Here is a 1,566-nt window from a genome sequence, read left to right as displayed (position 1 = left end):
CCAACGGATTGAAAAAGATGTTGTCAAATTGTTAACAGGGGGGACACAGATTCCGAATGATAAAATTGTAAAGCTCATTCAAGATATGATTAAAGTGCAAGAAAAGGGATACGCTACAAAAGAATGGGTGAAAAAGCTATCTGCTGCTTTGTTTGGGGGTGGAGGGAAAGCCTTAACAGAGGAATTGAATGTACTGAGTGCATTTGAATAAGGGAAGAGATTTAAGCTATGACCCGTTCTAGTCCTTCAGTTGATCAAGCGATCCGTCAAGCAGCGGTGCGGTATGGCTTGCCTGAGAGCTATTTGTATCGTGTTGCACAAGTTGAAAGTGGCGGCAATCCGAATGCAAGGAATCCACGTTCTTCTGCGGGTGGATTGTATCAATTTATAGATAGCACAGCCAAGCAATATGGTTTGCAAGACCGTTTTGACCCCATGCAAGCAGCTGATGCCATGGGAAGATTTACGCGTGACAATCGTAATCATTTAAGCCGCTTGTTAGGTAGAGCGCCTACGGATGCGGAATTGTATTTAGCCCATCAACAAGGGGCAGGAGGCGCCGCGCGCCTTTTACAAAATCCCCATGCCAATGCGGCGCAAATTGTTGGTAGCAATGCGGTTGGTTTGAATGGTGGAAACAGCGGTATGGGTGCAAGTGATTTTGTTAACCGTGTGTTACAGATGTACGGAGGACAGCCTTTTAGAGCAGTAAGCCCTATAGCACAGAGAAGTTTTGGCAATAGGGACAACATGTTAGAGGTTTTAAGGGCATTATTAGCATCACAATTAGCATCACAAGAAGAGTCTTCGGAAGAAGAAGAGAGTGATGAAGATGATAACCCTTTGATGACGCCCTTCATGCGAGCATTTTACGGACCGTTTTACGGAGTTTAGGATTCACAACGATGTCAACGATTTATGATTGGTCGCTTAGAGCGGCGGATAATACACGTGCGGATGATTTGATTGATTGGTCAGAAGGACAACGTCCTAGTTCCATCAACAATAGTGCACGTGGTATGATGCAGCGCGTGCGAGAATATTTATCGGATACGGGTGGGGCGCTTGAAGGGATTGTTACGGTTGATCATGGTGATCAAACGACAGTAATAAGGTTGCAAAGCAAGTCAGCCTTTTTAGAGTATAAGAATGATATTGTTTTGCGCTTTAAAGCGCGTGGTAAGAATGTTGGAGCGACCAAAGTTATTTTGAATAGCTTATCAAGTAAGTCGATTTACAAGGCGTCACAAACCGGTGTTGCAACCTTTTTAGAGGGAGGGGAAATTCAAACTGGATGCATATATACGCTTGTCTATGATGAAGAAATTTCCGGATGGCATTTGCTTAATCCTACTCCCGTCACATCACCCCAAGGCTTGGCAAATGCTCTTTATCCAGCAGGTTTTATAGGGACGTTTGCTATGCAAGCAATCCCCAGTGGTTGGTTATTGTGTGATGGTAGTGCTTATTCACGGAGTCTTTATAGTGCTCTTTTTTCGGCAATAGGAACGACATGGGGGAGTGGCGATGGGTTTAGAACGTTCAATATTCCTGATTTTCGTGGGA

Annotated in this window: 3 protein-coding genes; all 3 read left to right on the top strand. The window is 44.3% G+C overall.

What is annotated here, in order from left to right:
* The coding region (locus CER18_RS09635; RefSeq protein ID WP_143242726.1) for a hypothetical protein at positions 1–211 on the top strand (211 nt) is incomplete at its 5' end.
* Between the two features lie 17 nt (positions 212–228).
* Positions 229–894, top strand: a complete 666-nt coding sequence (locus CER18_RS09630) for a transglycosylase SLT domain-containing protein (RefSeq protein ID WP_100129739.1) — start codon at positions 229–231, stop codon at positions 892–894.
* An 11-nt stretch (positions 895–905) separates the two neighbouring features.
* Positions 906–1,566, top strand: a 661-nt coding sequence (locus CER18_RS09625; RefSeq protein WP_143242725.1) for a phage tail protein, incomplete at its 3' end; no start/stop codon positions are given.

Source organism: Bartonella tribocorum (genome assembly GCF_002777915.1).
Classification (GTDB): domain Bacteria; phylum Pseudomonadota; class Alphaproteobacteria; order Rhizobiales; family Rhizobiaceae; genus Bartonella; species Bartonella tribocorum_A.
This window is presented reverse-complemented; position numbering and strand designations above follow the sequence as displayed.